This window comes from Citrobacter sp. Cu231 (assembly GCF_030332265.1).
Taxonomy (GTDB): domain Bacteria; phylum Pseudomonadota; class Gammaproteobacteria; order Enterobacterales; family Enterobacteriaceae; genus Citrobacter; species Citrobacter meridianamericanus.
In genome coordinates this window covers 259,956-283,147 of sequence record NZ_JAOWIE010000034.1, presented here as the reverse complement: position 1 = coordinate 283,147, position 23,192 = coordinate 259,956, and the positions used below count along the sequence as shown (strand labels likewise).

Genomic DNA, 23,192 nt, shown 5'->3' with positions numbered 1-23,192 from the left:
GTCAGGCTGGCGCCAAATCCTGCGCGCACGCCCAGGCACTCGACCATGCCCACTGGAAGTTATAGCCGCCCAGCCAACCGGTGACGTCCATCACTTCGCCGATAAAATAGAGTCCCGGCACTTTACGTGCTTCCATCGTGCGCGATGAAAGCTCATTGGTATCAACGCCGCCCAACGTGACTTCAGCGGTACGATACCCTTCCGTACCGTTCGGCTGTACCCGCCACTCGGTTAGTGTCTCGACCAACGTTTGCTGATCGCGCACATTAAGCTGCTTAAGCGAAACATCCGGGATTTGTCCAAGCTGTTGCAAACATTCCACCAGCCGCTTTGGCAACTGCATTGCCAGGGTGTTCTTTAAGCTCTGGTTAGGATGAGCACTGCGTTGGTCATCGAGGAAGCTCGCGAGGTCAACATCTGGCAACAAATTAATGCTGACAAATTCACCAGGTTGCCAAAAACTGGAAATCTGCAGCACGGCCGGGCCAGAAAGCCCACGGTGCGTAAAGAGCAGATTTTCACGAAAGACGGTGCCGTCCTCGGCGGTGATAACGGAGGAAACGGATACGCCAGAGAGAACCTGAAGCTGCTCCAGCAGCGGCTTGTGTAAGGTGAAAGGCACCAGACCTGCGCGCGTTGGCAATACGTTCAGGCCGAACTGCTCGGCAATTTTATAACCAAACGGCGTCGCGCCCAGACCCGGCATAGAGAGACCACCAGAGGCAATAACCAGCTTTTTCGTGCCCACGGTCATCCCGTTCAATTCGAGGATGAAAGCATCACCCTCTCGCCCGACGCTCAGGACTTCGCTACGTAACCGCATAGTTACGTTACCTTTTTCGCATTCCGCCACCAGCATATCGACAATTTGTTGGGCGGAATCATCACAAAACAGCTGACCCAGCGTTTTTTCATGCCAGGCAATGCCGTGTTTGCCCACCAGATCGATAAAATCCCACTGCGTATAACGCGCCAGCGCCGATTTGCAAAAATGCGGGTTTTGGCTCAAATATGCGGCCGGTTCGACATAAAGGTTGGTAAAGTTGCATCGGCCCCCGCCAGACATGAGAATCTTACGTCCAGGCTTTTTACCATTATCAATCAGCAGTACACGACTACCTGCTTGTCCTGCCTGCGCGGCACAAAACATACCTGCTGCGCCAGCGCCTATAATAACGGTATCAAACCTTTCCACGTTGCGATCCTCTCAAAAAAGCGGGTGTGAATTGTAAAGATTCCTCAGTGGTCGCACCAGCACCAAACTATCGATAAAGGGTATTTATCTGAAATATATAGGATAATTCTTTAGTGGTGTAAAACAAAGCAGGAGACAAATCAAAAAAACTCTATATTTCACTTTGCCCGCGCCGCCAAAGTCACTGATAATGCGCCGCGTTCATGTCCTCAAAATGGCGTAACGTCCTATGCTACATTTGTTTGCTGGCCTGGATTTACATACCGGGCTTTTACTATTGCTTGCTCTGGCTTTTGTGCTGTTCTACGAAGCGATTAACGGCTTCCATGATACAGCAAATGCTGTCGCAACCGTGATCTATACCCGTGCAATGCGTTCGCAATTGGCGGTGGTCATGGCTGCGGTGTTCAACTTCTTTGGTGTTTTGCTGGGCGGTCTCAGCGTGGCATATGCCATCGTGCATATGCTGCCAACGGATCTGCTGCTCAATATGGGATCGTCACATGGCCTCGCCATGGTGTTCTCCATGCTGCTGGCAGCAATTATCTGGAACCTGGGTACCTGGTACTTTGGTTTGCCTGCATCCAGCTCCCACACGCTAATTGGTGCCATTATCGGTATTGGTTTAACCAATGCGCTGATGACCGGCACTTCTGTGGTAGATGCACTTAACATTCCGAAAGTAATGGGTATTTTTGCCTCGCTTATCATCTCGCCGATTGTCGGTCTGGTGGTTGCAGGTGGTCTCATTTTCATTCTGCGTCGCTACTGGAGCGGTACGAAAAAACGTGCCCGTATCCACCTGACGCCAGCAGAACGTGAAAAGAAAGACGGTAAGAAAAAGCCGCCGTTCTGGACGCGTATTGCACTGATCCTCTCCGCTATCGGCGTAGCGTTCTCTCATGGCGCTAACGACGGGCAGAAAGGCATTGGTCTGGTGATGCTGGTGCTGATTGGCGTCGCCCCCGCTGGTTTCGTAGTAAATATGAATGCTTCCGGTTACGAAATTACCCGTACCCGCGATGCAATCAATAACGTCGAAATCTTCTTCCAGCAACGCCCTGACCTGCTGAAGCAAGCCACCGGCGTGGATCAGTTGATTCCATCTCCGGAAGTGGGCGCACCAACGCAAGCTAACGAGTTCCATTGTCACCCGGCTAATACTATTAACGCGCTGGAGCGTGCGAAAGGTATGCTGGCGAATCTGGAAACTTTCGACAAGTTAAGCGTTGAACAGCGCGGTCAACTGCGTCGCATTATGCTGTGCATCTCTGATACCACCGATAAAGTGGTGAAACTGCCTGGCGTAAGCGCTGACGACCAGCGTCTGCTGAAGAAACTGAAAGCTGACATGCTGAGCACCATTGAGTATGCACCTATCTGGATCATTATGGCCGTCGCACTGGCGCTGGGCATTGGTACCATGATTGGCTGGCGTCGTGTGGCGACGACTATCGGTGAGAAAATCGGTAAGAAAGGCATGACCTATGCTCAGGGGATGTCGGCGCAGATGACCGCCGCAGTCTCTATCGGTCTCGCCAGCTACACCGGTATGCCTGTTTCCACCACGCACGTTCTCTCCTCTTCCGTTGCAGGAACGATGGTTGTTGATGGCGGCGGTTTACAGCGTAAAACGGTGACCAGCATTCTGATGGCCTGGGTCTTCACCCTGCCAGCCGCAATTCTTCTTTCCGGCGGGCTTTACTGGCTCTCTCTGAAGCTTATCTAAGCGAATGCACGGAAAAAAAGCGGGTCAGAAAACTGGCCCGCTTTTTTTGTATCTGTCGTTGGCATCAGTGCCAGATAATCAGCGCAATCATGCTGATTAGCACCAGGCCACATAGCGCGCTGGTGAGAATGAACTGACCGCGAACCCGCTCACAGCGGCGAATAAACTCATCATCATGATGATCGCGGTAACGCTGAGCGTAGATATACCACACCAGACGCATCTGCTTGTTTGGTTGCCCATGCGAGGTAAAAAAGCCCCCACCATCTACATACTGGTAAAGCAATGGATCGCAACCACGAAGTACCACTAACAGTGCGCGTAACGAAGAAAAATAGCGCGCCATATTAACAATGCAAACGACACATAAAGCCCAGAACAATGCAATGGTGCTAATCATACCTCCTCCCCGGCGACCCGCCCACGGAACTCCTTTCCGGGACTACCGCTCCCCGATACCCTGCCAAATCATTCAGTGAAGAGTTCTGTCGAACCGTTCGTATTAGTATCACGCATCCGAACGCCTCTCTAGATAGTGTAGGAGATTAGTTAATTTTTTTGCCAGAAGGTTAATCGCTATCAATGCAATTAACTAAAAAATTTATTTAACTGCTTGGCAAGCAAGGTGGATTGACGGATTATCCTGGTCGCTATAATGTAAGGATAGTCCTTATATGGTACGTTTTTACGACTGGGCTAGCCCCGCGCGCAAGGTTCGCAGGACGCGGATGACGCGGCGGCAGGTAAATGCCAGCAGGCTAGTCATCGACAACTTATGGAAGGAGTAACACTATGGCTTATAAACACATTCTTATCGCGGTTGATCTTTCTCCGGAAAGCAAAGTTCTGGTTGAAAAAGCGGTCTCTATGGCGCGGCCTTACAATGCTAAAGTCTCCCTTATCCACGTTGACGTAAACTATTCCGACCTGTACACCGGGCTTATCGACGTGAATCTGGGCGACATGCAGAAACGCATTTCTGAAGAAACCCACCACGCGCTAACCGAGCTTTCCACAAATGCAGGCTACCCTATCACCGAAACCCTGAGCGGTAGCGGCGACCTGGGTCAGGTTCTGGTTGATGCCATCAAAAAATACGACATGGATCTGGTCGTTTGTGGCCACCACCAGGATTTCTGGAGCAAACTGATGTCCTCCGCACGCCAACTGATCAACACCGTCCACGTCGACATGTTGATTGTTCCGTTGCGTGACGACGAAGAAGCATAAAACGCTGACCGTCGGGAGATAACCCGGCGCGCTGCAAGTCGTAAAGCCTGTAAACGCCCGCCTGTGCGGGCGTTTTTGTTTTTATCATCCAGACTCAATTAGTACATCAATCCAACAAATAAATCATAATTAGTGTGATCAACTAATTGGATCGAAAACTATCTCTATAATACTCTACGCTTGCGGTCAATAACCGCAGTCTATAACAAAATAAGACTTTTTCGGCGCGTTTAAGCATACGCGTTCATACTTTTCGGGATGGCTTTGAAAGGCGATGGAATATGAATAAAACTGCACCTACGGGCTTGCTGCAGCAACCTCGTCCGTTCTTCATGATCTTCTTTGTGGAATTATGGGAACGATTTGGCTATTACGGCGTTCAGGGCATCCTGGCGGTATTTTTTGTTAAGCAGCTCGGCTTTTCGCAGGAACAGGCGTTTGTCACCTTTGGTGCATTTGCCGCGCTGGTCTACGGCCTGATCTCGATCGGCGGCTACGTCGGCGACCACCTTTTAGGCACCAAGCGCACGCTGGTGCTTGGCGCCATTGTGCTGGCGATAGGCTACTTCATGACCGGGATGTCACTGCTTAAGCCCGATCTGATCTTTATTGCTTTGGGTACCATTGCCGTCGGTAACGGGCTTTTTAAAGCCAACCCGGCAAGCCTGCTGTCAAAATGCTATCCACCGAAAGACGCTCGTCTGGACGGGGCTTTCACTCTGTTTTATATGTCGATTAACATCGGCTCGCTACTATCGCTGTCGCTGGCACCGGTGATTGCTGATAAGTTTGGCTACGCGGTGACCTACAACCTGTGTGGGGCCGGGCTTATTGTCGCGCTGTTGGTCTACTTTGCCTGCCGTGGAATGGTGAAGAATATCGGTTCAGAGCCGGACCATAAGCCGCTGAATTTCCGGAATCTGCTGTACGTGCTGGCTGGTACGGTAGTGATGGTATTTATCTGTGCCTGGCTGATGCACAACGTGCAGATTGCCAACCTGGTGCTGATCGTCCTGTCGATTGCCGTGACCATCATCTTCTTTCGTCAGGCATTCAAACTGGATAAAACCGGGCGCAACAAGATGTTCGTGGCCTTTATCCTGATGCTGGAAGCGGTGGTGTTCTACGTGCTGTACGCGCAGATGCCAACTTCGCTGAACTTCTTTGCTATCAATAACGTGCATCATGAAATTCTTGGTTTCGCCATCAACCCGGTAAGCTTCCAGGCATTGAACCCGTTCTGGGTGGTACTGGCGAGTCCGGTGCTGGCCGCAATCTATACCCGTCTGGGAAACAAAGGCAAAGACCTGACCATGCCGATGAAATTTACGCTCGGTATGTTCCTGTGCTCGTTGGGCTTCCTGACGGCCGCCGCTGCCGGGATGTGGTTTGCTGATGCGCAGGGGCTGACATCGCCGTGGTTTATCGTGCTGGTGTATCTGTTCCAGAGCCTGGGAGAACTACTGATTAGCGCCCTGGGACTGGCGATGGTCGCCGCTCTCGTGCCGCAGCATCTGATGGGCTTCATTCTCGGGATGTGGTTCCTGACGCAGGCCGCCGCCTTCCTGATGGGGGGTTATGTCGCGACGTTCACCGCTGTACCTGAGAACATCACCGACCCGCTGCAAACGTTGCCTATCTACACCAACGTCTTCAGTAAGATTGGTCTGGTGACCCTGGCCGTAACGGTGGTGATGGCGATTATGGTGCCATGGCTGAACCGCATGATTAATACGCCAAGCACCGAGCAATAACCTTCAGTGCCGGATGGAGGCTATTGCCCAATCCGGCCTACATTCAAAATGCCCGATCGCCTTGCGCTATCGGGCATTTTCACTCACTACCCTTTACGCGCGTCTATCCACTCTTGCACTTCCACCACAAAGGTGTCCGGCGCTTTGCGGTACATTTTGCGCGCCAAGTCCAGTATCGTATGCTGACCGAGCGCTTCTTCCATCCGCTGCTGGGCCATGTCCATTACCGAACGTACACCACAAATGCCTTCACAGGCCCACTGGGGCGGATGTTCCTCAAATACCGCCAGCCGCTGGCGAATTTCACGACATTCAAAGATGCGTTTATCGCCATCAATGGCATTCACCACATCCAGCACCGTGATGTGTTCAGCGGGTTTAGCCAACTGGAAACCACCGCCCTTACCCTCAATGCTGCGTACCAGGCCCGCTTTCGACAGACGGGTGAAAATTTTCGCCAGATAGTCATACGGTACGCTTTGCAGTTCGGCAATTTCCCGCACGCTCATATCCCGCGCGTCGCCCTTACTGTCGACCATACACATCAGGCTATGAATACCGTACTCAACCCCGGAACTGTAGAATGCCATTCTCTTATCTCAGCCAAAATTAATCTGAGTTGATTGTAGCTTTTTCGTTTCACTCATTCCAGACAGCAAAGTACCCCTCTTCACAATTAAAATTTAAATACATATTTATCAAACAGATAATAAAAACTCCCACCCTTTAAGGCAAAAAGGATCTCGATCGCATTGCAATCCTTAACTACGACAAATAAAATCCGAGTAAATAATTCGTAGTCACCAGTGAGAAAAAACCAATGCATAAACAAATTCTGATCGTGGGCGCCGGCTTTGCCGGTATGTGGGCAGCATTAAGCGCCGCGCGACTGGCGGACAAACACCAGCAGCCCATTGATATTACAGTGATTGCGCCACAGCCAGAGCTGCGTGTCCGCCCGCGCTTTTATGAAAGCGCCGTTCAAACCCTGGTCGCACCGCTGCAACCCTTGTTTGACGTCACTGGCGTCAACTTCCTGCAAGGTCACGTCGAGCAGATCCTCCCGGACTCTAAAGAAGTCAGTTGGCAAGATGCCAACGGTGAAATTCATTTACGCCGCTACGACCGCCTGGTACTCGCCAGCGGCAGTCACGTAAACCGCGACGCCGTTGCCGGTGCTGCCGAGTACGCGTTTGACCTCGACCAGCTCGAAAGCGCCGCCGTACTGGAGCAACACATTAAGGATCTGGCGCAGCAGCCAGAGAGCGAGGCTCGCAATACGGTCGTGGTCTGCGGTGGCGGCTTTACCGGGATTGAGATGGCGCTGGAATTACCGGGCCGTCTGCGCGAGATTTTGGGTACTGATGCTAAGACCAGAATTGTCGTAGTTGAGCGCGGTGCTCAGCCTGGCGGACGCTGGAGCCAGGAATTACGCGACGTGATTATCGAAGCCTCCGCTGAACTGGGCGTTGAATGGCTGGTTAATGCGGAAGTAGAGTGCGTGGATGCCTGCGGCGTCACGCTGAAAGATGGGCAGGTTATTGCCTCTCAAACGGTTATCTGGACCGTCGGTGTTCAGGCTAGCAGCCTGACCGGGCAGATTAACGCCCCGCGCGATCGTCAGGGTCGACTGCATGTAAACGGCAATCTGCAGGTGGTGGGCCATGAGGATATCTACGCCACCGGTGACGTCGCCTATGCGGCCACCGATGACAAAGGCAATCATGCGCTGATGACCTGCCAGCACGCCATTTTGCTGGGTAAATTCGCCGGTAACAATGCCGCCGCCAGCTTGCTGAACGTGGCACCACTGCCGTATCGCCAGGAAATGTACGTCACCTGTCTGGATCTCGGCGCGTGGGGCGCGGTGTATACCGAAGGATGGGACCAACAGGTGAAACTGACGCGAGCAGAAGCGAAAAAGCTGAAGGTGTCGATTGTCAGCGAGCTGATTTACCCGCCGAAGGCAGAGCGTGCGGCAGCGTTTGAAGTTGCCGATCCGTACGCGCCGTTTGTTTAAGCCGTAATGCCGGATACGGCTACCGCCTTATCCGGCCTGGAAACTACGCCGTCCCCGCATAAATATCAAACCGATGCCCTTTCGTAACTACCGCGTTCGGCGTGGCGACATCCGCCAGCGGTGGCGCGTAGTCCGGGCGCTTCACTACCACGCGTTTAGTGGCCAATTGACGTGCCGGCTCCAGCAGCCCATCGGCGTCGAGGTCCGGCCCCACCAGCGACTGAAACACGCGCATCTCTTTCTTAACCAGCGCACTTTTCTGCTTATGTGGGAACATCGGATCGAGATAGACCACCTGCGGGCGTGGCGTGATATCGGTTAATGCCGTCAGGCTTGAGGCGTGGATTAGCTGTAAACGTTCCTGCAGCCACGGGCCGATTTCCGGGTCCGCATAGCCCCGCGCCAGGCCATCATCAAGCAGCGCAGCGACCACCGGATTTCGTTCCAGCATCCGCACACGACAGCCCACCGAGGCCAGCACGAACGCATCGCGCCCCAGCCCGGCAGTGGCATCAACCACATCCGGCAGGTAATCGCCTTTAATACCGACCGCTTTCGCCACCGCTTCGCCGCGACCGCCACCAAACTTGCGCCGGTGAGCCATTGCGCCGCCAACAAAATCGACGAAGATACCGCCGAGCTTGGGTTCATCGCGTTTGCGCAGTTCCAGATGTGCTGTCGTCATCACCAGCGCCATCAGGTTATCTTCATCGTGTTCCAGTCCCCAACGGGCGGCAAGAACAGATAAGGCGCCGTCTCCGGCGCCTGTTTCATCGACTAAGCAGATTTTCACGTGAATAATCAGCCTTTAATCCCGTAATGCTCCAGCATCGCATCCAGCTGCGGCTCACGGCCACGGAAGCGTTTGAACAGCGCCATAGGCTCTTCAGAACCGCCACGGGTGAGGATGTTATCGAGGAACGACTGTCCGGTTTCACGGTTGAAAATCCCTTCATCTTCAAAGCGAGAGAAGGCATCCGCCGCCAGTACGTCGGCCCAAAGATAGCTGTAGTAACCCGCCGCGTAGCCCCCTGCAAAAATGTGGCTGAAGGCATGCGGGAAGCGGCCCCAGGTTGGGCCCGGCACCACGGCGACCTGTTTCTTGATTTCGGCCAGCGTGTCGAGGATTTTCGCCCCTTGTTGCGGATTAAACTCCGCATGCAGACGGAAATCAAACAGGCCGAACTCCAGCTGACGCAGAATAAACAGCGCTGCCTGGTAGTTTTTCGCCGCCAGCATTTTATCCAGCAGTTCCTTCGGCAGTGGTTCGCCGGTTTCATAATGACCGGAGATAAACTCCAGCGCGTCCGGCTCCCAGCACCAGTTTTCCATAAACTGGCTTGGCAGCTCGACCGCATCCCACGGCACACCGTTGATCCCGGAAACACCGGCGGTTTCGATACGGGTCAGCATGTGGTGCAGACCATGACCGAACTCGTGGAACAGGGTGATCACTTCATCGTGGGTAAACAGTGCGGGTTTGCCGTTCACCGGACGGTTAAAGTTACAGGTCAGGTAGGCGACCGGTTTTTGCAACGTGCCGTCACTTTTACGCATCTGGCCGACGCAGTCGTCCATCCACGCCCCGCCGCGTTTATGTTCACGGGCAAACAGGTCGAGGTAGAAGCTGCCGCGCAGCTCGTTGTTTTCGTCATACAGCTCGAAGAAACGAACTTCCGGATGCCAGACATCAACATCGGTGCGCTCCTTAGCGGTAATGCCGTAAATACGTTTAACCACTTCAAACAGGCCGTTAACGGCTTTGTTTTCCGGGAAATATGGGCGCAGTTGTTCATCGCTGATGCTGTACAGATGCTGTTTTTGTTTCTCGCTGTAGTAAGCGATATCCCACGGCTGCAGCTCTTCAACGCCAAATTCGGCTTTGGCAAAGGCGCGCAACTGGGCCAGCTCTTTCTCACCCTGTGGACGGGCGCGTTTCGCCAGATCGGTCAGGAAGTCGAGGACCTGCTGCGGGTTTTCCGCCATTTTGGTGGCCAGCGATTTAAAGGCGTAGCTTTCAAAGCCCAACAGTTGTGCCAGTTCGTGGCGCAGCGCGAGGATCTCTTCCATTATCGGGCTGTTGTCCCATTTGCCCGCATTCGGCCCCTGGTCAGACGCGCGCGTGGAGTAAGCGCGATACATCTCTTCACGCAGCCCCTGGTTGTCACAGTAGGTCATCACCGGCAGGTAGCTTGGGATATCCAGCGTTAACAGATAGCCTTCCTGCTCTTTGGCTTCCGCCTGAGCCTTCGCCGCAGCCAGCGCGCTTTCCGGCATACCTGCCAGCTCGGCTTCGTCGGTGACTAACTTCGTCCAGCCCATCGTGGCATCAAGGACGTTATTGCTGTACAAGTTGCCGAGCTCGGACAGGCGGGTGGCGATTTCACCATAACGCTGCTGTTTTTCCTTCGGCAGACCAATACCAGAAAGCTCAAAATCGCGCAGCGCATTATCGACCGCTTTTTTCTGTGCGGTACTCAGGGTGGCGTAATAATCGCCATCACGCAGGTCGCGATACGCTTTATACAGACCTTCATGTTGTCCAACCCAGGTGCTGTATTCAGACAGCAGCGGCAGCGTTTGTTCATAGGCTTCGCGCAGTTCCGGGCTGTTTTTCACCGAGTTCAGATGGCTGACCGGAGAGAAAATACGCCCCAGCACGTCATCAACTTCCGCCAGCGGCTGACAGAGATTTTCCCAGGTGTACGGCGCGCCCTGCGCAACCACTCGCTCAACGTTTTCGCGGCAATCGTTCAGCGCCTTAGTGACGGCAGGCACGACATGCTCAGGCTGAATTTTAGAAAACGGCGGCAGTTCGAAGGGAGTCAGCAATGGATTGGTCATTAGCGCGGTCCTGTTGAAAAGAGTGAATGAAGCGCGTATCCGGCGCTGTGCATATTAATTTGTACAATGGGGTTAAGTGTAGAGGATTTCAATGCCAGGCGTTGCGCTTTCGCGGCAGTGACGACTTTTCTGTATACTGTGGCGATACGCTTTATTTTCGCCCGATATCGCGCTGTTTTCGGGCCTACGTTTATAACCTGGAACACGTTTACCCATGCTCAGTTATCGCCACAGTTATCACGCTGGCAACCACGCCGACGTCCTGAAACACACCGTCCAGAGCCTGATCATCGAGTCGCTCAAAGAGAAAGAAAAACCGTTTCTCTATCTGGATACCCATGCTGGCGCTGGCCGTTATCAGCTGAGCAGTGAGCATGCCGAACGTACCGGTGAATATCTGGAAGGGATCGCCCGTATCTGGCAGCAGGACGATTTGCCTGCCGAACTGGAACCCTACATTGGCGTGGTGCAGCACTTCAACCGTAGCGGTCAGTTGCGCTACTACCCTGGCTCTCCGTTGATTGCTCGCCAGTTGCTGCGCGAACAGGACAGCCTGCAGTTAACTGAACTGCACCCGAGCGACTTTCCGCTGCTGCGCGGCGAATTTCAGAAAGATGAGCGCGCACGCGTGGCCAAGGCCGATGGTTATCAGCAGCTAAAAGCGAAATTACCGCCGGTTTCCCGTCGCGGGTTAATCCTTATCGATCCCCCCTACGAGATCAAAAGCGACTACCAGGCGGTGGTGACCGGTATTAACGAAGGCTACAAGCGTTTCGCGACCGGCACCTATGCGCTGTGGTATCCGGTGGTTCTGCGTCAGCAAATCAAGCGCATGGTCCACGACCTGGAAGAGACCGGCATCCGCAAAATTCTGCAAATTGAACTGGCAGTGCGCCCGGACAGCGATCAGCGTGGTATGACTGCGTCAGGCATGATTGTCATTAACCCGCCGTGGAAGCTGGAGCAACAGATGAACAGCGTTCTGCCGTGGTTGCACAGCAAACTGGTTCCGGCAGGAACCGGTCATACCTCAGTAAGCTGGATCGTGCCTGAGTAATCGCAGCCATCGGTGGAACCTTTTAATATCAGGTATACAATCGCGAATATTTTGGCGGATGGCGTAACGCTTCTCCGCCCTACAATGAACATGAAGGAGCGGTCATGACCAAGCACTATGATTACATCGCTATTGGCGGCGGCAGCGGCGGTATTGCCTCCATTAACCGTGCAGCAATGTACGGCCAGAAATGCGCACTGATTGAAGCCAAAGAACTGGGCGGCACCTGCGTTAACGTGGGCTGCGTACCGAAAAAAGTGATGTGGCATGCCGCCCAGGTCCGCGAAGCGATCCACATGTACGGGCCGGATTACGGTTTCGACACCACCATCAATAAGTTCGATTGGGATAAACTGATCGCCACACGTACCGCTTACATTGATCGCATTCATACCTCATACGACAACGTGCTGGGTAAAAATAACGTCGATGTGATTAAAGGCTTTGCCCGTTTTGTGGATGCCAAAACCATTGAAGTAAACGGTGAAACCATTACTGCCGATCATATTTTGATCGCCACCGGTGGTCGCCCGAGCCATCCGAGCATTCCGGGTGTGGAATACGGGATCGACTCCGATGGCTTCTTTGAGTTGCCCGCGCTGCCGAAACGCGTTGCGGTCGTCGGCGCAGGTTACATCGCCGTTGAGCTGGCGGGCGTGATTAACGGCCTGGGCGCCCAAACGCATCTGTTTGTGCGTAAACACGCGCCGCTGCGCAGCTTCGATCCGATGATCGTCGACACACTGGTTGAGGTGATGAACGCCGAAGGCCCGACCCTGCATACGCACGCAATCCCGAAAGCGGTTGTTAAAAACGCTGACGGCAGCCTGACTCTGCAACTGGAAGATGGTCGTAGCGAAACAGTAGATTGCCTGATTTGGGCGATCGGTCGTGAACCTGCCACCGACAACTTCAACCTGGCGGTTACTGGCGTGAAAACCAACGAAAAAGGCTACATCGTCGTGGATAAATACCAGAACACCAGTGTTCCGGGAATTTATGCCGTCGGCGATAACACCGGTGCCGTTGAGCTGACGCCAGTTGCCGTCGCTGCAGGCCGTCGCCTGTCCGAGCGTTTGTTTAACAACAAGCCGGATGAGCATCTGGATTACAGCAATATCCCTACCGTGGTTTTCAGCCACCCGCCGATTGGTACCGTAGGCCTGACCGAGCAGCAGGCTCGCGAACAGCACGGCGATGACCAGGTGAAAGTGTATAAATCCTCGTTTACCGCGATGTATACCGCTGTTACCACCCACCGCCAGCCGTGCCGCATGAAGCTGGTTTGCGTCGGACCGGAAGAGAAGATTGTCGGTATTCACGGTATTGGTTTCGGGATGGATGAAATGCTGCAAGGCTTCGCGGTCGCACTGAAAATGGGTGCCACCAAGAAAGACTTTGATAACACCGTTGCCATTCACCCAACGGCGGCAGAAGAGTTCGTTACTATGCGTTAATCGCACTTCATAAGTGTTAAAGGGCAAAGAGGGGTTAGCTCTTTGCCCTTAGTTACGTTTCCGCTATCAGTTCAAAAGTTGCAGCAGATAGCGGATCAGCTCCAGCAACGCGATTAACGCTCCCAGAACGATGATTGCTTTATCAATCACCCGTTTTCTCCATCAGATGGAGTGAGAATGCACCCGCTTACTCATCCATTGCCTGTCACGGGGCATGCTCCATTGTTAGATGATAACTATCTCACCCCGGCCAGAGCATCGGCCAACGGCACCACCCGTTTCGCCGATCAGGACTTAGAAAGCGTTTAGCGCGCGTCCGGAAGGGATAAGTTACAGAGGTAACTGGATAAGTATACAGTTCTTTTAATCGTAACTGCCAGCGCATTCTTGCAATAGTACCGTTAAGGTAATAGGATTGAAGCGTTAGATGATAACTATCTCACTTCGGCCAGAGCCACCAACTCGGGCTGAAGCGTAAAAAAACCGACGTGAAGTCGGTTTTTTTACGTCCGAATCAGGACCAGGGCAAAGTCTATTTACCCTGCATATACGGCGTATACACCCCATTAAGGCTTTCGAGGAACGCCACGATATCGTCGATATCTTCCTGCGGCAGTTCTTTACCTACCTGATAACGCAGCATCAGTTTTACCGCACCATCAAGCGTCGGCACATCACCGCGATGGAAATAAGGTGCTGTCAGCGCAACGTTGCGCAAACCAGGAACTTTCTGACGCAGTTTGTCACGTAATTCATTAGTGACGTTCATGCGGCCAATATCTGCGGCAGTGACCTCGCCGAAATTAAAGTCCTTTTTCAAACCCAATGGCTCAAATGAGCGTCCGCCCAGAATAATACCGCCATGACAGGTCGCACACTTATTATCTTTAAACAGCTGATAGCCATGTTTTTGCTGGGCAGTTAACGCCGCTTCATCACCACGTAGCCATTTATCAAACGGTGAATTTGGCGTAATCAGCGTTTTCTCAAACTCAGCAATCGCATCGGTAATATTATCCCCGCTGAATCCCTGCGGATAAACCGCGATAAACTCTTGTTTGAGTTGCGGATCCTTATCCAGTTTCTGGATAATTTCATCCCAGGATTTAGACGCCATTTCGATCGGGTTCAACGGTGGACCGCCAGCCTGCGCCTGCAATGTTGGCGCACGGCCATCCCAGAATTGTTCCACGTTAAAGACCGAGTTAAATACCGTCGGCGCATTGATAGGGCCAACCGCGCCGCCTACGCCGATTGACGTTTTGCGGCCATCCACGCCGCCCGCATTCAGGGCGTGGCAGTGCGCGCAAGAAATCGTGCTGTCACCGGAAATACGCGGGTCGTGGTAAAGCGTAAAGCCCAGCGCCACTTTACGGGCATCAGTCGGGATGCTTTCCGGTATCGGCTGCACTGGCTCATTACGATGCTGTGCGGCGGTATCGTTACTGGCGTAATACTGCTCGCGCTGTTTCGCAATCCAGCCCAGGATCTCTGCTCGCTCCGTATCGCTTACCTTGCCAGCCCAATGCAATGCGGTATAACGCGTCGGCGGCATGGTGTCGTACTGCATCACCCATTCAATTTTATTCAGGTCGCTTTGCGAAACGGGTTTATCTGCGACCAGCGCTGCACGAACAGCCTCAAGATTGAATGACTTATATCCCAGTTGAATATCGTAATTCATCAACTGTTTTGCAACGGGAAATGATGCATAGAAAGGTAATTCCGCGGAAGGGGTGTGGCAATAATCACATCCCTTTTCACGTAAAAATCCCAGTACTTTATTATTTTCTTCCAGCGTAGAGGCCTGAACATCAGCCTGTTTACTCCGTTGATTATCGTGATACCACACATAACCGGATAATCCAAAATAACAAATCACGACGCCAGCTATGGCTATCGCGGTAAGACGGGTAATGATTTTCATTATTTTACCCTCACCGTTGTGAGTTATTGTGACCCAGAGAAATTAGAAAAATGAGTGCATAGTCTTTATCAGACTTAACCATCATAGAAAGTAAGGGATTTATTATTTTGATAAGTATCAAGCAATTACATGGGGGATAACTATCGATAGAATAGCCTGTGCCTATTACGGAGATAAGCCGTTATGGTTTTCAGTTCACACCTCGTTGCAATCGAATGTTCTGAAAATGAAATATCTTCAGGTTGCGCGAAACTATGATTTTTTCATTATATTCATTGGGATAGTCTTATTATCTAAATATTACGCTGCACTAAAACGTGATCAACCGCACGCTTTACTCACCAGATACCGAAGCGAATGTCTACGCTTAACTGACGACCGGGTAATAGCCTTAATCTTTCAACGTCCATCGGAGGTCTTTCTCATTATGCTCAACCAGAAACTACCCCACGCCCCTTCAGAAGAATTGACGATCGACATCGATCTGCTTTATGAAATGGATCCGTGCGAGTTAAAGCTGGATGAAATGATTGAGGCAGAGCCTGAGCCGGAGATGATTGCAGGGTTACCCGCCTCAGATGCGTTAACCCCAGCCGATCGTTACCTCGAATTGTTCGAACACGTTCAGTCGTCGAAACTGTTTGCCGATAGCAAAACCTTCCCCGATTGTGCGCCCAAAATGGACCCGTTAGACATTCTGATCCGCTATCGCAAAGTTAAACGCCACCGCGACTTTGATCTGCGACGTTTCGTCGAGAATCATTTCTGGCTACCGGAAACGCCCTCCAGTGAATATGTGTCCGATCCGGCAAGCTCGCTGAAAGAGCATATCGATCAACTGTGGCCGGTGCTGACGCGCGAACCGCAGGATCACATTCCCTGGTCCTCGCTGCTGGCGTTACCACAGTCATATATTGTGCCCGGCGGACGTTTTAGCGAAACCTACTACTGGGATTCCTACTTTACCATGCTGGGTCTGGCAGAGAGCGGTCGCGAAGACCTGCTGAAATGTATGGCGGATAACTTTGCCTGGATGATTGAAAACTATGGCCACATCCCCAACGGTAACCGTACTTACTACCTGAGCCGTTCGCAGCCGCCGGTCTTTGCGCTGATGGTGGAACTGTTTGAAGAGGATGGCGTACGCGGCGCACGTCGTTACCTTGAACATCTGAAAATGGAATACGCATTCTGGATGGATGGCGCCGATTCCCTGGTGCTCAACCAGGCCTACCGTCACGTGATCAGAATGTCGGACGGCTCTCTGCTCAACCGCTATTGGGACGATCGTGATACGCCGCGTGATGAGTCATGGCTTGAAGACGTTGAGACCGCCAAGCATTCAGGCCGTCCGCCCAATGAAGTGTATCGGGATTTGCGCGCGGGCGCGGCCTCCGGCTGGGATTACTCCTCGCGGTGGCTACGCGATTCAGGCCGCCTTGCCAGCATACGCACCACTCAGTTCATCCCGATTGATCTGAACGCCTTCCTCTACAAGCTGGAAAGCACTATCGCCAATATTTCCGCGCTGAAAGGCGACAAAGAAACGGAAGCGCAGTTTCGCCAGAAAGCCAATGACCGCCGAGATGCGGTGAACCGCTATCTGTGGGACGATGAAAACGGCTGCTACCGCGATTACGACTGGCGACGCGAACAAATGGCCCTTTTCTCTGCCGCCAGTATTGTGCCACTGTATGTCGGTATGGCAACGCATGAACAAGCCGACCGACTCGCCAATGCGGTACGCAGCCGCCTGCTCACGCCGGGCGGGATCTTAGCAACCGAGCATGAAACCGGTGAGCAGTGGGATAAACCCAACGGCTGGGCCCCGCTGCAGTGGATGGCGATCCAGGGTTTCAAACTTTACGGCGACGACCATCTCGGGGACGAAATTGCCCGAAACTGGTTAAAAACGGTGAACCTCTTTTATCAGGAACATCACAAACTAATCGAAAAATACCATATAGCCGACGCCGCGCCGCGCGAAGGCGGCGGCGGGGAATATCCGTTGCAGGACGGCTTTGGCTGGACAAACGGCGTGGTACGCCGTCTCATCGGCCTGTATGGCGAACCCTAACAGTTGACAGTCTGAGTTATCCGACCGTCAGTTAATTGCGTCGTAGAGCTCAGCATGAATTTTCTGCCATTTCTTGTTCTCGGAGCTTGGCTGTGCGCGAACGCGCAGCTCAGCCTGTTCAAGATCATATTGCTGACGTGCGATGACCGCCGGAACCGAACAAAAACTTTGTAGATAGCTTTTATGTAGCGATGTGAGTGACGTCCCATTCAACATCGCGTGGCTGAGTGAAGTCATAAACTGTCGACAGGGTTTACTTTCACTCATCTGCGAAGGATAACGCAACAGCAGCCTCAATACCTCAGTATTGCCTGCCGCGAACGCCGGCTCTGTCCACGCCAGCCTCCAGTCCATCCCGCCCTGCAGGAACAGTGACGTCACGCGAGTATCGTTGCGTTCGATTGCCGCCCGCATGTTAAAGGCATCCCAGGTTATGCCCATTCGGGTTACTGCCTCCCGCGCAGTGGGAGCATCACGCCGTGGCTCCTCCTGTACGATTTCAACGGACTGGCCGGAAGACGCCTGCGGCGATGGCGAAGTAAATAACCAAAATGCTCCCAGCGAAATCACCAGCACCATCACGCCGACCGCAACCCACAACATGCCGGAAATCAGCTGTTCACGTTCTTCTGCCGTGCGTTTGGCTCGCTTCTCCGGCGGATCGATACTGTCTGCGATTTCCTGCTTATCGCCCCCCGCCTGCTCGTCTTTTTGCTTTGCGGCTTGCCAAAACTGGCGAACCATCGCCTCATCGGACTCCAGATACGACGCGGGATTAATACGCGTACGCCGTTCTTCAAATGCGCGCTGCACAGGGTGAGTAATCTGCCGATACTGGTATTCCAGCAACAGCAATTGTACTGAGGTTAGCGGTTGTTGCGCGATAACGCAGTTACGCGACAGGCGGCAGTCATCCAGAAACATCCGCAGCGTGATGCGTGGTTCAACAAACGACATGAGCACCGAAGTATCGTTAAAGATATCGCTAAAATGCCGAACGAATAACTTCTTATCAACGACCATTAGCGCCAGTTCACTAAACATCATGCCGTCCAACGCATCATGCCCTTCCCCCAACTTTAGCCAGCGACGCAAGCGTTCACCGCCAAAGTGCTGTTTCAGGAAGCTATTGAGCGGATGTTGATCCGGCCATACCTTTGCAATCAGTGACTTGAGGGTTAATTCTAATGCACGAAGCTGACGCTGCGCGCGCATCTGCGCATCCGGCTCTACAGGTGCAATTTCGGTTTGATACTTCAGGATGGGCTGTTGCTGGCGTAATTGCTCCAGAGAAGCGACAAAGCGCAGCGCAGAAATCAGCTGGTTTTCGCTGACGTCCTGGCCATTTTCATATTGTGGCACGCTCTGCTGAAGATGGCGTAGCCGTAAAGTGAACTGGCTCAATTGCGCATCATTCATTTGTAACCGTCTGGCGACAACGCCCCAACCGCCCAGATTCAGTCGCGCCTGGTCAAGTTGTTCGAGAAACCAGCGTGGATCTTTACCTTCTGATATGCGTACGCCTAGCATCAGCAAAATTTCTACCGAGGCCTGGCGGATTATCCCTAAACAATGTTCGAATGGTGTGCATGTCGCCTGTAACGCGCTATTGGTCATTATCTTCCCTAAAAGGACCCAAAAAAAGCGGCCTCATCATGGTTTGTCGTTATCTTTTTTAAATGCAGCGCTGTGCCGGTGTAGACTAAAACATATTCATATAGCAAATAAATATGTTTTACAGTGACTTCCGCACAATCATTGAAAACTATTCTGGAGGGAAGCCTGTGCCTGTACTGAAAACCTCGCGTCTGATCTGCCGTCCGCTGACAAATGACGACTGGGCGTTCTTCTTAACGTTACAGCAGAATTCAGATGTGATGCGTTTTGTCGCTGACGCGCGTACTGAAGATGAGATACGGGCAGCCTTTGACTCCCGCCTGCCTGAATGGTCTCCCGGCAGCCCGCACTGGCTATGTCTGGTCCTGTGCGATAAGGCATCGGGAGCACCGCTTGGGGTGACTGGATATATTCATGAAAACAATGAATGTGCCGAGGTCGGTTTTCTGCTCGCCCCTGAAGCACAGGGGAAAGGTTATGGTGCTGAATCCCTGCATGCCGTTTGCGATTTTGCATTTACCACCGGAGGGCTACGCCGGCTTACGGCTTGCGTCACCGCAGGAAACGACGCTTCGCGACGTCTACTGGAAAAGGTCGGGTTCATTCACGAAGGCACGCTGCGGGAAAGCTACTGGCTGCATCAAACCTGGAATGATGACTGGATTTTCGGCCTGTTAAAACACGACTATCAGTCACCCGCAGCATAAGACGTTTTGCTGAAAAAACGGGCTGTATGGCAACTGGCGTAACGGAGACGGTTTCTTAAAATAGGTCTCTTTGTACAGAGATGAATATGCCACTCAATTCAACGCATTTCACACCCGCCTGTGTTGCATTTATTAAACAATGGCAAGGTCTGTCACTTGAAAAGTATCAGGATAAAAATGGTGTCTGGGTGATTGGCTACGGGCATGAAATCACATTCGATGAAAGCTTTCCTGCGCCTGTTTCGGTAACGCAGGCAGAAACACTACTGCTCGCGGATCTGGAAATCTGCGAGGAATTCATACACCAGAAAATGCCGCAAATAAAAGAAAGATTTCAACAGGAGGCGTTAATTGCGTGGATTCTCAGCGTGGGGATAAGCCGGTTTTGTGCTGCAGAATTCTGCTCGGGGGCTTTTTCACAGCCAGAATCGTTCTGACTGTGAAATATTCGCCCATTAAATGGCGTCGTTTAACATCATTGCCGCTTGCGTACGGTTTTTTACCTCAAGGCGCTGATACAGCGACTCAAGATGGGCTTTGACCGTTCCGGTGCTGATATTTAACAACCGACCAATTTGTTTATTTGATTCTCCGGCGGCAAGCATAGTCAGAATCTCTCGCTGACGCGCACTAAGCGATCTGATATTTTGTCCGCTGCCCTCGGGAGTTGTCATACAATCTCTGGGGATGAATACCATTCCCATCGCAACGCTATTGAGTGCCAACGTGAAGGTTTCCGCGTCAGAGTCGCGTGGAACAATAGCCAGCACGTTCAATTGCGTAACCTCCTGCAGCCATTTTTTACGGCAGTCCGTTGCTGTCACCAGCACTTTTACCGTCGAAAAGCGTTGCGCTATCTGCTGTAGCAAGTTACGGCAGAACTCAGCGTCCTGGTCGCCATCCAGCATGACCAGCGCATCAGGGGTTTCTTCCAGTTTCTGCCAAAGGTCATCTGCCTGACTGACACCCTGAACATCAACTCCTGGAATACGCCCTTGCAAACTTACATTCATTCCATGAATAAATATCGACTGCCTGTCAAACATTATTACCTGCATTACTTATCTCCGTCTGAATAAGATACTAGCCTTAACACGCGGAAGGGTATTACCCGAGGGGTAAAATAAGAAGTCACCATTTGGCGGGGGCCATTTTACCGATAGACGGAGAAGAAAAAAGTAGAAATCGAAAATAGTTACAGCTCAAACCAAATAATCACACAAAGGGACAAATGTGGCGCCAAATATTAAGGAAATCCTTAATGTTTTGAGATAAAGCTCGGCTTATTAATATTAATTTTTCGAAGTTTATATTCTTTACTAAAAATAATAAACTCACGATAACAGAAAAAAATGTTACAAAACGAAATGTCGCATCAAATGATCATCACCTGTGATTTGCTGCCTGGCAGCGTTGGTATATCAATCGATACGGAAGGCTCCGGGTGATTGCATCACTGTGATCAGGTCTTCAAAGAGACAGGTCTGCATAAATAATACCCTTGAAAAAAATCACAGTTCTTTAAGTGCAAATAGTTGGCCTGAACCTGAGTCTCAACGCCTTCGGCAACCATCAGAATCTGACCCTGTCGTCCGGGCCGTTTTTGATATCTATCGAACCATAACGCTATTTAGCGAACATTAGTTGAAAATAAATAGAAAAGATAACGATAAAAAAAAGCCCCTCGCACAGCATGCTCAGGGCAAATACCTGGGTTGACATCACTCACTCAGGTTATCTATCTTCTCCCTTTTTTTGACAGCATGAGTCGGGAGTTCGCTCACTTTGTAATAAACGGGAATGACATCAGGATAATTGATGACATAACCCTGACCTCTTATATTAAGGATAAAATCTCTGGGTAATCCCAGCAGGCCAAGTTTATTATTAAGATTGTGCAGGACTTGCCATAATCGTTGCGCAGAGGGGCTCAGATTATGCGCCTCCCAGATTTTTTCAAATAATTCTTCTTTCGTTACTGGCTGGCTTCTGGCATTTATTAATAAATACAGAAAAAGCCTTAGCATTGTTTCATTAAAGTAAATTGACGCAAAAGCGATGTTTTTCTCGGTATGGCTACCCGTAAGCCGATACAGTCGGCGATTAGAAATATCAAAATGAATTTCAGCACCAATCATAAATCCATATAGACGATAGCCCATATCTTATACCCACGTTAAATGAAGACGAACATGCACCTCTACATATAAGCGTTGAGATAATCCATACCGTTTGTATGGTGGATTATATGGCTGCTATAAATACTTTCCAATCTACATCCCAATGTACTATGAGGAACCGGTCGTTTAGTATTCGTTTATGGTAGATTTGAGGTTATAAATGAATTTCACGGTTTATTATTCTTCCTATGCGAAATTTTCAGCACATGTACCATGTTTTCATATAAGCGATCAAGCACTCAATTTTTAATGTCGAATTTTACACATTTTAAAGAATTAAATCCTGATACGTGGAGAATATCAAGAAAATGGCGCACAGTCACAATCCGTCAGCAATCAAGTGACGTTTATATACTGGCATGGAGATGGGGAGGTGCTCATGGTTTCTTCTGAGGCAAATCCGCTGCCGAAGAAAATACTTAATTCAGAACGTTTATCCCGGATTTCTTTCCGCACCGCGATCGGGATATTAGATTCCAGATAATACCGGTAAACGCCACCAGCTATATTTTTACCTGGGGTGGCGCGCCGGTTTTCTATTGCTTAAAAGTTGAATAAGATACGCGCGACTTACAGGAACATTCCGCCCGATACTTCGATACGCTGCGCTGTCATCCAGGCCAACTCATCACTGAGCAACGCGGTGATCGCGTCGCCAATATCATCCGGCAAACCCGCGCGCCCCAGTGCCGTTTGCGATGCTACATACGCATTCAGCTCTTGATTATCCCGCAGTCGACCACCGCCAAAATCGGTTTCAATCGCCCCAGGCGCGATGATGTTTACTGAAATCCCCCGCTCTCCCAGTTCTTTCGCCTGATAACGCGTCAGTACTTCCATCGCCCCTTTCATTGAGGCATAGGCGGCATATCCTGGCAGCGCAAAACGCGCCAGTCCCGATGAAACATTCAGGATCCTGCCGCCATTCTGGATCAACGGCAACAGACGCTGGGTCAGGAAGAAGGGGCCCTTAAAGTGAATGTTCACTAATTGATCAAACATCGCTTCGGAGGTATCGGCAAAAGTGCCATACAGACCAATACCGGCATTGTTCACTAAATAATCAAATGATTCACGATTCCACATGCTTTTCAGCTGCGCTTGCACCTCACGGGCAAAGGACTCAAAGCCAGCCACATCGCTGACATTCAGTTGTATTGCCGCAGCTTTTCTGCCTTTTCGCTCAATCTCAGCAACCACATCCAGTGCCGCCTGCAGCTGGCTGTTGTAGGTGAAGATAATGTCCGTTCCTTTGTCTGCCAGCTTAAGTGCGGCATTTTTACCGAGTCCACGACTACCACCAGTCACTAATGCAATACGTTGCGTCATAAGAAACCTCATTTCCGACGTTGTGATGATTGAGATAAAGCTTATTAGGTGATAGAAAAACAATAAATA

The 23,192-nt window shown here is 51.5% G+C and carries 23 protein-coding genes; 11 read left to right on the top strand and 12 right to left on the bottom strand.

What is annotated here, in order from left to right; all coding sequences use genetic code 11:
- Window position 1 precedes the first annotated feature (1 nt).
- Complete coding sequence (locus tag OGY15_RS12235; RefSeq protein ID WP_187253824.1) at window positions 2–1,195, bottom strand: BaiN/RdsA family NAD(P)/FAD-dependent oxidoreductase; 1,194 nt, start codon at window positions 1,193–1,195, stop codon at window positions 2–4.
- 229 nt (window positions 1,196–1,424) lie between these two features.
- Between OGY15_RS12235 and pitA the strand changes: the two genes are divergently transcribed.
- Window positions 1,425–2,924, top strand: coding sequence for an inorganic phosphate transporter PitA (pitA, locus tag OGY15_RS12230; protein WP_286539363.1), 1,500 nt, complete (start codon window positions 1,425–1,427; stop codon window positions 2,922–2,924).
- A 64-nt stretch (window positions 2,925–2,988) separates the two neighbouring features.
- On the opposite strand, the gene uspB is transcribed toward pitA, so the two are convergent.
- Window positions 2,989–3,324, bottom strand: a complete 336-nt coding sequence (gene uspB / locus OGY15_RS12225; protein ID WP_151216907.1) for a universal stress protein UspB — start codon at window positions 3,322–3,324, stop codon at window positions 2,989–2,991.
- A gap of 392 nt (window positions 3,325–3,716) precedes the next feature.
- Between uspB and uspA the strand changes: the two genes are divergently transcribed.
- Both uspA and dtpB read left to right on the top strand, forming a co-directional pair.
- Complete coding sequence (gene uspA, locus OGY15_RS12220) at window positions 3,717–4,154, top strand: universal stress protein UspA (RefSeq protein ID WP_003023368.1); 438 nt, start codon at window positions 3,717–3,719, stop codon at window positions 4,152–4,154.
- A 281-nt stretch (window positions 4,155–4,435) separates the two neighbouring features.
- A complete protein-coding gene (dtpB, locus tag OGY15_RS12215; protein WP_048215357.1) occupies window positions 4,436–5,908 on the top strand; it encodes a dipeptide/tripeptide permease DtpB in 1,473 nt (490 codons plus the stop codon).
- 86 nt (window positions 5,909–5,994) lie between these two features.
- On the opposite strand, the gene OGY15_RS12210 is transcribed toward dtpB, so the two are convergent.
- The gene (locus tag OGY15_RS12210; protein ID WP_005122505.1) at window positions 5,995–6,498 is read right to left on the bottom strand and encodes an RrF2 family transcriptional regulator; all 504 of its coding nucleotides are present in this window, start codon (window positions 6,496–6,498) and stop codon (window positions 5,995–5,997) included.
- Between the two features lie 230 nt (window positions 6,499–6,728).
- On the opposite strand from OGY15_RS12210, the gene OGY15_RS12205 reads away from it, so the two are divergent.
- On the top strand, window positions 6,729–7,928 hold the full coding sequence (locus tag OGY15_RS12205) for an NAD(P)/FAD-dependent oxidoreductase (protein WP_286539360.1): 1,200 nt from the start codon (window positions 6,729–6,731) through the stop codon (window positions 7,926–7,928).
- A gap of 43 nt (window positions 7,929–7,971) precedes the next feature.
- Here OGY15_RS12205 and rsmJ read toward each other — a convergent pair whose 3' ends face one another.
- Window positions 7,972–8,721, bottom strand: a complete 750-nt coding sequence (gene rsmJ, locus OGY15_RS12200) for a 16S rRNA (guanine(1516)-N(2))-methyltransferase RsmJ (protein WP_003023353.1) — start codon at window positions 8,719–8,721, stop codon at window positions 7,972–7,974.
- An 8-nt stretch (window positions 8,722–8,729) separates the two neighbouring features.
- Window positions 8,730–10,772 (bottom strand): oligopeptidase A, encoded by a 2,043-nt coding sequence (prlC, locus tag OGY15_RS12195; protein ID WP_286539357.1) that lies wholly within the window; start codon window positions 10,770–10,772, stop codon window positions 8,730–8,732.
- Window positions 10,773–10,986: 214 nt separating this feature from the next.
- Here prlC and OGY15_RS12190 point away from each other — a divergent pair, with 214 nt between their 5' ends.
- Together OGY15_RS12190 and gorA are read left to right on the top strand one after the other, a co-directional pair.
- Window positions 10,987–11,829 carry a 23S rRNA (adenine(2030)-N(6))-methyltransferase RlmJ gene (locus tag OGY15_RS12190; protein WP_187259780.1) on the top strand — a complete coding sequence of 281 codons (843 nt, stop codon included), beginning with the start codon at window positions 10,987–10,989 and terminating at the stop codon, window positions 11,827–11,829.
- 104 nt (window positions 11,830–11,933) lie between these two features.
- Window positions 11,934–13,286 carry a glutathione-disulfide reductase gene (gorA, locus tag OGY15_RS12185; protein ID WP_187259781.1) on the top strand — a complete coding sequence of 451 codons (1,353 nt, stop codon included), beginning with the start codon at window positions 11,934–11,936 and terminating at the stop codon, window positions 13,284–13,286.
- 66 nt (window positions 13,287–13,352) lie between these two features.
- Here the strand turns inward: gorA and dinQ are convergent, their stop codons facing one another.
- Window positions 13,353–13,436 carry a damage-inducible type I toxin DinQ gene (gene dinQ, locus OGY15_RS12180; RefSeq protein WP_003837776.1) on the bottom strand — a complete coding sequence of 28 codons (84 nt, stop codon included), beginning with the start codon at window positions 13,434–13,436 and terminating at the stop codon, window positions 13,353–13,355.
- Window positions 13,437–13,463: 27 nt separating this feature from the next.
- Here dinQ and OGY15_RS12175 point away from each other — a divergent pair, with 27 nt between their 5' ends.
- Window positions 13,464–13,595: a hypothetical protein gene (locus tag OGY15_RS12175; RefSeq protein ID WP_005122496.1), complete on the top strand. Its 132-nt coding sequence runs from the start codon at window positions 13,464–13,466 to the stop codon at window positions 13,593–13,595.
- Between the two features lie 223 nt (window positions 13,596–13,818).
- Here the strand turns inward: OGY15_RS12175 and OGY15_RS12170 are convergent, their stop codons facing one another.
- Window positions 13,819–15,213, bottom strand: coding sequence for a cytochrome-c peroxidase (locus OGY15_RS12170; protein ID WP_151216911.1), 1,395 nt, complete (start codon window positions 15,211–15,213; stop codon window positions 13,819–13,821).
- A gap of 427 nt (window positions 15,214–15,640) precedes the next feature.
- Here OGY15_RS12170 and OGY15_RS12165 point away from each other — a divergent pair, with 427 nt between their 5' ends.
- Complete coding sequence (locus OGY15_RS12165) at window positions 15,641–17,290, top strand: alpha,alpha-trehalase (RefSeq protein WP_151216912.1); 1,650 nt, start codon at window positions 15,641–15,643, stop codon at window positions 17,288–17,290.
- A 27-nt stretch (window positions 17,291–17,317) separates the two neighbouring features.
- On the opposite strand, the gene OGY15_RS12160 is transcribed toward OGY15_RS12165, so the two are convergent.
- Window positions 17,318–18,907: an STY4199 family HEPN domain-containing protein gene (locus OGY15_RS12160; protein ID WP_187253830.1), complete on the bottom strand. Its 1,590-nt coding sequence runs from the start codon at window positions 18,905–18,907 to the stop codon at window positions 17,318–17,320.
- Window positions 18,908–19,074: 167 nt separating this feature from the next.
- On the opposite strand from OGY15_RS12160, the gene OGY15_RS12155 reads away from it, so the two are divergent.
- Window positions 19,075–19,614 carry a GNAT family N-acetyltransferase gene (locus OGY15_RS12155; protein WP_151216914.1) on the top strand — a complete coding sequence of 180 codons (540 nt, stop codon included), beginning with the start codon at window positions 19,075–19,077 and terminating at the stop codon, window positions 19,612–19,614.
- An 86-nt stretch (window positions 19,615–19,700) separates the two neighbouring features.
- Window positions 19,701–20,051 carry a glycoside hydrolase family protein gene (locus tag OGY15_RS12150; RefSeq protein ID WP_151223970.1) on the top strand — a complete coding sequence of 117 codons (351 nt, stop codon included), beginning with the start codon at window positions 19,701–19,703 and terminating at the stop codon, window positions 20,049–20,051.
- Between the two features lie 18 nt (window positions 20,052–20,069).
- On the opposite strand, the gene OGY15_RS12145 is transcribed toward OGY15_RS12150, so the two are convergent.
- From OGY15_RS12145 to OGY15_RS12135, 3 genes are all read right to left on the bottom strand, one after another.
- Complete coding sequence (locus tag OGY15_RS12145) at window positions 20,070–20,672, bottom strand: response regulator transcription factor (RefSeq protein WP_187253833.1); 603 nt, start codon at window positions 20,670–20,672, stop codon at window positions 20,070–20,072.
- A 404-nt stretch (window positions 20,673–21,076) separates the two neighbouring features.
- Window positions 21,077–21,187, bottom strand: a complete 111-nt coding sequence (locus tag OGY15_RS12140) for an EAL domain-containing protein (protein WP_210904174.1) — start codon at window positions 21,185–21,187, stop codon at window positions 21,077–21,079.
- Between the two features lie 148 nt (window positions 21,188–21,335).
- Entirely contained in the window at window positions 21,336–21,776 is a 441-nt protein-coding gene (locus OGY15_RS12135) for a winged helix-turn-helix domain-containing protein (RefSeq protein ID WP_151216916.1), read from the bottom strand.
- 453 nt (window positions 21,777–22,229) lie between these two features.
- Between OGY15_RS12135 and OGY15_RS24840 the strand changes: the two genes are divergently transcribed.
- Window positions 22,230–22,352, top strand: a complete 123-nt coding sequence (locus OGY15_RS24840; RefSeq protein WP_502872295.1) for a hypothetical protein — start codon at window positions 22,230–22,232, stop codon at window positions 22,350–22,352.
- Window positions 22,353–22,364: 12 nt separating this feature from the next.
- Here OGY15_RS24840 and OGY15_RS12130 read toward each other — a convergent pair whose 3' ends face one another.
- The gene (locus tag OGY15_RS12130) at window positions 22,365–23,123 is read right to left on the bottom strand and encodes an SDR family NAD(P)-dependent oxidoreductase (protein WP_286539344.1); all 759 of its coding nucleotides are present in this window, start codon (window positions 23,121–23,123) and stop codon (window positions 22,365–22,367) included.
- Between the last annotated feature and the right edge of the window lie 69 nt (window positions 23,124–23,192).

What these genes read in the sequence shown, in the direction of transcription:
- pitA (WP_286539363.1), top strand. Translation starts at nt 1,425, where the DNA reads ATGCTACATTTGTTTGCTGGCCTGGATTTACATACCGGGCTTTTACTA.
- uspB (WP_151216907.1), bottom strand. Translation starts at nt 3,324, where the DNA reads ATGATTAGCACCATTGCATTGTTCTGGGCTTTATGTGTCGTTTGCATT.
- uspA (WP_003023368.1), top strand. Translation starts at nt 3,717, where the DNA reads ATGGCTTATAAACACATTCTTATCGCGGTTGATCTTTCTCCGGAAAGC.
- dtpB (WP_048215357.1), top strand. Translation starts at nt 4,436, where the DNA reads ATGAATAAAACTGCACCTACGGGCTTGCTGCAGCAACCTCGTCCGTTC.
- OGY15_RS12210 (WP_005122505.1), bottom strand. Translation starts at nt 6,498, where the DNA reads ATGGCATTCTACAGTTCCGGGGTTGAGTACGGTATTCATAGCCTGATG.
- OGY15_RS12205 (WP_286539360.1), top strand. Translation starts at nt 6,729, where the DNA reads ATGCATAAACAAATTCTGATCGTGGGCGCCGGCTTTGCCGGTATGTGG.
- prlC (WP_286539357.1), bottom strand. Translation starts at nt 10,772, where the DNA reads ATGACCAATCCATTGCTGACTCCCTTCGAACTGCCGCCGTTTTCTAAA.
- OGY15_RS12190 (WP_187259780.1), top strand. Translation starts at nt 10,987, where the DNA reads ATGCTCAGTTATCGCCACAGTTATCACGCTGGCAACCACGCCGACGTC.
- gorA (WP_187259781.1), top strand. Translation starts at nt 11,934, where the DNA reads ATGACCAAGCACTATGATTACATCGCTATTGGCGGCGGCAGCGGCGGT.
- OGY15_RS12175 (WP_005122496.1), top strand. Translation starts at nt 13,464, where the DNA reads ATGCACCCGCTTACTCATCCATTGCCTGTCACGGGGCATGCTCCATTG.
- OGY15_RS12170 (WP_151216911.1), bottom strand. Translation starts at nt 15,213, where the DNA reads ATGAAAATCATTACCCGTCTTACCGCGATAGCCATAGCTGGCGTCGTG.
- OGY15_RS12165 (WP_151216912.1), top strand. Translation starts at nt 15,641, where the DNA reads ATGCTCAACCAGAAACTACCCCACGCCCCTTCAGAAGAATTGACGATC.
- OGY15_RS12160 (WP_187253830.1), bottom strand. Translation starts at nt 18,907, where the DNA reads ATGACCAATAGCGCGTTACAGGCGACATGCACACCATTCGAACATTGT.
- OGY15_RS12150 (WP_151223970.1), top strand. Translation starts at nt 19,701, where the DNA reads ATGCCACTCAATTCAACGCATTTCACACCCGCCTGTGTTGCATTTATT.
- OGY15_RS12145 (WP_187253833.1), bottom strand. Translation starts at nt 20,672, where the DNA reads ATGCAGGTAATAATGTTTGACAGGCAGTCGATATTTATTCATGGAATG.
- OGY15_RS12140 (WP_210904174.1), bottom strand. Translation starts at nt 21,187, where the DNA reads ATGGTTGCCGAAGGCGTTGAGACTCAGGTTCAGGCCAACTATTTGCAC.
- OGY15_RS12135 (WP_151216916.1), bottom strand. Translation starts at nt 21,776, where the DNA reads ATGGGCTATCGTCTATATGGATTTATGATTGGTGCTGAAATTCATTTT.
- OGY15_RS12130 (WP_286539344.1), bottom strand. Translation starts at nt 23,123, where the DNA reads ATGACGCAACGTATTGCATTAGTGACTGGTGGTAGTCGTGGACTCGGT.